Source organism: Curvibacter delicatus NBRC 14919, assembly GCF_001592265.1.
GTDB classification, from domain to species: domain Bacteria; phylum Pseudomonadota; class Gammaproteobacteria; order Burkholderiales; family Burkholderiaceae_C; genus Hylemonella; species Hylemonella delicata.
The window spans coordinates 1-4,944 of record NZ_BCWP01000075.1 but is presented as its reverse complement, the minus strand read 5'-3'; the positions used below and the strand labels follow the sequence as shown (position 1 = coordinate 4,944).

The window sequence follows — 4,944 nt, the reverse complement described above, 5'->3', positions numbered from 1 at the left end:
CAAATACATTGCTCCGGCCTTGGTTGCGGTTCTGCTGGCCGGCTGTGCCATGGTGCCCACCGGTCCTGAACTGGACAAGCTCACCGCTGACATCGCCAAGGCCTCGTTCCGCGACGAAGGGCAGGCCAAGGTCGACCGCTTGGTGCAGGACGATGCCAACCGCGAATGCGCTGCTGCCGACGTTGCCGGCAAGCCGATCGACGAAAAAGTGGCCAAGGCCATCGAGGCCGACAACCTGAAGGCCATCAAATGGCCGTCGGACGGCAAGTTCCTCGGTGACTGGAAAGAAGGCGAGAAGCTTGCGCAGAGCGGCCGCGGCATGACCTGGACCGACAAGGCCGGCAGCGAGAACGGCGGCAATTGCTACAACTGCCACCAGATCAGCAAGCAGGAAATCTCCTACGGCACCCTGGGGCCGAGCCTGTACAACTACGGCAAGATGCGCGGCGTGGCCAATCCGGATGCGCCCGAGTCGAAAGCCATCGTGGAATACACCTGGGGCAAGATCTGGAATGCGCGGGCCTACAACGCTTGCTCGCAGATGCCGCGTGCCGGTCACAAGGGTGTTCTGAACGAGCAGCAGGTCAAGCACATCATGGCGCTGCTGCTGGATCCGAAATCGCCGGTTAACCAATAAGCGACAAAAACCTTTAGCATCCGACCCGGGCATGCCCGGGTCTTTTTTCCTCAACTATTTCAGTGGTTGCGAAACTATGAATCTAACCAAACGCGAGTTTATGCAGGTGCTGGGCGCGGGCACCATGGCCGGTATGGGCTTGGGCACGTACGCTGAAGCTGATGCTGCCACAGCAGCCAATGGTTTGTATGACATCCCGAAGTTCGGCAATGTGTCCTTCCTGCACATGACCGACTGCCATGCGCAGCTCAAGCCGATCTACTTCCGCGAGCCGAACGTCAACCTTGGTATCGGCAGCATGAAGGGCAATCTGCCGCACCTGGTGGGTGAGCACCTGCTCAAAGTAGCCAAGGTCCGTCCCGGCACGGCCGAGGCCCATGCCCTGACCTACCTCGATTTCGAGAAGGCGGCCAGGCGCTACGGCAAGGTCGGTGGCTTCGCGCACCTGGCCACGCTGGTCAAGCGCCTGAAGGCCAGCCGTCCCGGCTCGCTGCTGCTGGACGGTGGTGACACCTGGCAGGGTTCGGCCACCTCGCTGTGGACCAATGCGCAGGACATGGTCGACGCCTGCAAGCTGCTGGGCGTGGACGTCATGACCGGCCACTGGGAATTCACCTACGGCATGGAGCGCGTGAAGGAAATTGTCGAGAAGGACTTCGCCGGCAAGGTCGACTTCGTGGCGCAGAACGTCAAGACCAACGACTTTGGCGACCAGGTGTTCAAGCCCTATGTGATCCGCGAGATGAACGGCGTGCCCTGCGCCATCATCGGCCAGGCCTTCCCCTACACCCCGATTGCCAACCCGCGCTACATGGTGGCCGACTGGGCCTTCGGCATCCAGGACGAGAACATGCAGGCCATGGTCAACGAGGCGCGCGCCAAGGGCGCCCAGGTCGTGGTGGTGCTGTCGCACAACGGCATGGACGTGGACCTGAAGATGGCCAGCCGCGTGTCTGGTATTGACGCCATCATGGGCGGTCACACGCACGACGGCATGCCGGTGGCCAGCATCGTCAGCAACAAGGGCGGCAAGACCCTGGTCACCAATGCCGGCTCCAACGGCAAGTTCCTCGGCGTGCTGGACTTCCAGGTCAAGGACAAGAAGGTTGTCGACTTCCGCTACAAGCTGCTGCCGATCTTCGCCAACATGCTGCCGGCCGACAAGGAGATGGATGCGCTCATCACCAAGATCCGCGCACCGTATGAGGCCAAGCTGAACGAAGTGCTGGCCGTGACCGAAGGCACGCTGTACCGCCGCGGCAACTTCAACGGCACCGGCGACCAGTTGCTGCTGGATGCCCTGATCGATGTGCAGGGCGCCGACATCGCTTTCTCGCCCGGCTTCCGCTGGGGCACCAGCCTGCTGCCGGGCCAGGCCATTACACGCGAGTGGCTGATGGACATGACCGCCACCACCTATTCCTACGCCACCGTGACGCCGATGAGCGGCGCCACCATCAAGACGGTGCTGGAAGACGTGTGCGACAACCTGTTCAACCCCGATCCCTACTACCAGCAGGGCGGCGACATGGTGCGCGTGGGCGGTCTGCAGTACAGCTGCAATCCGATGGCCGGCATGGGCAAGCGCATCAGCGACATGCGCCTGAACGGCAAGCTGATCGAAGCCGACAAGTCCTATATGGTGGCCGGCTGGGCGCCAGTGGCCGAAGAGGCCAAGAGCGCCGGCAACAAGCCGGTGTGGGACGTGGTCGAGACCTGGCTCAAGTCCGGCGGAGGCAAGGTCAAGGCCCGCAAGCTCAACATGCCCAAGATCGAGGGCGTGCTGCCGAACCCGGGTTACGTGGCCTGATCCGGCATACGCAAATACAAACGGGGCCCGCGGGCCCCGTTTTTTTGCTGGGCGGCTGCCCTCAGCGAATCTGCTCGATGGAGAACTTCTTGTCCTGGACGATGGCCGGAATGAGGGCATAACCCTGGTTCTGCCAATGCATCAGCTCGGTGATGGCCGAGGGCGTGACCTCCACAAAGTCATACAGGTCATCCGGGCTGTAGCCGTAGTCCTTCATCGCCAGGCCGCAGACCTTGAACTTCACGCCCATGTCGGCGTAATAGCGCATGCGCTGCACCACCTCCTGGTAACGTTCTTCGTTCTTTTTTGCCAGCGTCACGATCTCGGTGCCGTGGATCAGCACGATGATGTGCATGTCCTCGGCGAACATGCTGTAGGGCGCTTCCGTCAGCGGGTTGACCAGGCTTCGGACCCAATAGAGGGCGGAAGACATCTTGCGCGGATCGTCGAGAAAGATGTCGACCAGGGCCTTGGGGTTCTTGTAGGGTGTCTGCACGACCTTGGCCTGGGCCAGGGCCGGAGCGGCCTGCAGGGTGCCGGTCAGCAGCATGGCCGTGCACAGGCAGCGCAGAAGGTGGGAAAGGATGGTGTGGCGCATAGGGTACTCCGGTGCTGCGCCGCTGGTGCCTCCGACAGGAATCGAACCTGTATCTAGCGCTTAGGAGGACGTAACACTATCGTCCGCTAAGCCTTATGAAATAAGGCTTTCACGGCGTGAGCTATCATTAAATCCCAAGTTCGTCCCAAGTGCGCTTGCATTCGGGCTTCACTGGTTGCATTGATGATAAGGGATCACGATGGGCTCGATCAGACGCAAGGAGTTGGCAGGGCGCAAACCCTCTTGGGAAGCGCGTATCAACATCAAGGGGCATCCGGCGCTCTCCAAGTCGTTCCCATCGAAGAGGGAGGCGACCGAGTGGGTTCAGCGCGAGGAGCTGAAAATCCGAAGAGGTGGCAAGGTCTCGCGCATGGGCGAGAAGACCACCATCGCCGAAGCATTGACAGAATACCTCGACGCACACAGCAAGACAGACAAGGACGGCAACAAGGTCAGCACCTTGACCAACACCAAGCGGTATGCCGTTGAGTCCGTGTCCTATCACTTAGGGCTCTTCACCGTGGACTCGCTTGACCGCAAGAAGATCAGCGCGTTCTTGAAGAAGTTGCAAGAGACGGTCATCCCCGCACCTGCCAACAAGACCAAGTCGCATCCGCTCTATGACGGCGACAAGCAGCGGACATACAGCCCAGGCTCTGCGCGCAAGCTGTTCTATGCGTTGAAGACGGCCATCGAGTGGCACGCACGCGAGCACCACTATGAGCTTGGCGACAAGTTCACGGCGGTCGAGGTGCCGCCAGCATGGTCGGCACCACGTGATCGACGGCTCAACGGCGATGAAGAGCAGAGACTGATGGCCGCGTGCGATGGCATGTATAAAGACCCGGAGGGGTGGCGGCTGATGATCGGCATGGCCCTTGAAACGGCCATGCGCGCTGGCGAGTTGCTTGGTATGCGATGGGATGAGGTCAAGTTGAAGGAGCGCTTCGTCGTGATACCGAAGGAGCGTGAGAAGACACGCAAGGGCCGACAGGTGCCACTGTCCAAGAAGGCACTCAGTATCCTCGCCACGCTTGGCAAGCGACGCAACAAGGGCGAAGCGCGAGTGTTCGAGTCGTTTCCTGAAAGCTCTGTGCTACTGGGGCGCGGATTCAAGCGCATCACCAAGCGCGCAGGCTGCGACGATCTGCGGTTTCACGATCTGCGGCACGAGGCGACGGCCCGCTTCTTTGAGAGGACTTCGTTGCAAACGATGGAGATTGCTCTCATCACGGGGCATACCGAGTTGAAGACGCTGCAACGGTATGCCAACCTGCGACCGAGCATCCTTGCATCCAAGCTGGATGCTGGGCAGATCGTCTTGAAGCCCAAAGCCACGGAGCGCGCGCCGAAGAAAGCGCCGCCGCGCAAATCCGCGCGCAAGGCGTCATAGCCGCTTGCTCTTGCCGCTTGCACTGAGGTGCTTCACAAGCGGCATGGTCATCGCTCGCGGCGTAGGTGCGGTCTTCGGCGACCGCACTGGCTTCGCTGCTGCTGTTTCGACGGCATACCCGCCCGAGCCTTGCGACCAAGTGCCGTATGCCTTCTGGCTCAGCTCCGAGGCGTGGCCCATGCCTTGGGCCACGGCCTGCGAGTCGAGCCCTGCCGCTTTCAGCTCCGCGCAGGCGGCATGGCGCAGAGCGTAGAACGAGGGCGGCGACTTGTAGCCTGCGAACAACCGCCGCGACAGCGCGCGAAAGGCCGAGCTTAGGCCACGCGCTGAAATGCCGGTGCCTATCGTGAGCTTGCCGCCGCTGGCGCGCACGCGCTCACGCAGCCAGTCGAAGACTTCTTGCCGCGCCGGATCGACCGCCGACAGCGTGAGCCAGCGCACGGGCTGGCCGATACCCTCGACATGCGCCGCAACTCCCGAGCCATATTCGCGGACCTTGGAGCCTT

At 61.6% G+C, this 4,944-nt stretch carries 5 protein-coding genes; 3 read left to right on the top strand and 2 right to left on the bottom strand.

The features are described from left to right. Window positions 1-7: 7 nt before the first annotated feature. Together soxX and soxB are read left to right on the top strand one after the other, a co-directional pair. Window positions 8-637 (top strand): sulfur oxidation c-type cytochrome SoxX, encoded by a 630-nt coding sequence (gene soxX / locus CDE01S_RS17730; protein WP_066710831.1) that lies wholly within the window; start codon window positions 8-10, stop codon window positions 635-637. Between the two features lie 76 nt (window positions 638-713). Next, the gene (gene soxB / locus CDE01S_RS17725; RefSeq protein ID WP_066710829.1) at window positions 714-2,447 is read left to right on the top strand and encodes a thiosulfohydrolase SoxB; all 1,734 of its coding nucleotides are present in this window, start codon (window positions 714-716) and stop codon (window positions 2,445-2,447) included. Window positions 2,448-2,508: 61 nt separating this feature from the next. On the opposite strand, the gene CDE01S_RS17720 is transcribed toward soxB, so the two are convergent. After that, a complete protein-coding gene (locus CDE01S_RS17720; RefSeq protein ID WP_218016548.1) occupies window positions 2,509-3,045 on the bottom strand; it encodes a DsrE family protein in 537 nt (178 codons plus the stop codon). 199 nt (window positions 3,046-3,244) lie between these two features. On the opposite strand from CDE01S_RS17720, the gene CDE01S_RS17715 reads away from it, so the two are divergent. After that, complete coding sequence (locus tag CDE01S_RS17715) at window positions 3,245-4,438, top strand: site-specific integrase (RefSeq protein WP_084382985.1); 1,194 nt, start codon at window positions 3,245-3,247, stop codon at window positions 4,436-4,438. Here the strand turns inward: CDE01S_RS17715 and CDE01S_RS17710 are convergent. Next, the coding region (locus tag CDE01S_RS17710) for a site-specific integrase (protein WP_157077201.1) at window positions 4,433-4,944 on the bottom strand (512 nt) is incomplete at its 5' end. The genes CDE01S_RS17715 and CDE01S_RS17710 overlap by 6 nt on opposite strands.

What these genes read in the sequence shown, in the direction of transcription:
- CDE01S_RS17715 (WP_084382985.1), top strand. Translation starts at nt 3,245, where the DNA reads ATGGGCTCGATCAGACGCAAGGAGTTGGCAGGGCGCAAACCCTCTTGG.
- soxB (WP_066710829.1), top strand. Translation starts at nt 714, where the DNA reads ATGAATCTAACCAAACGCGAGTTTATGCAGGTGCTGGGCGCGGGCACC.
- CDE01S_RS17720 (WP_218016548.1), bottom strand. Translation starts at nt 3,045, where the DNA reads ATGCGCCACACCATCCTTTCCCACCTTCTGCGCTGCCTGTGCACGGCC.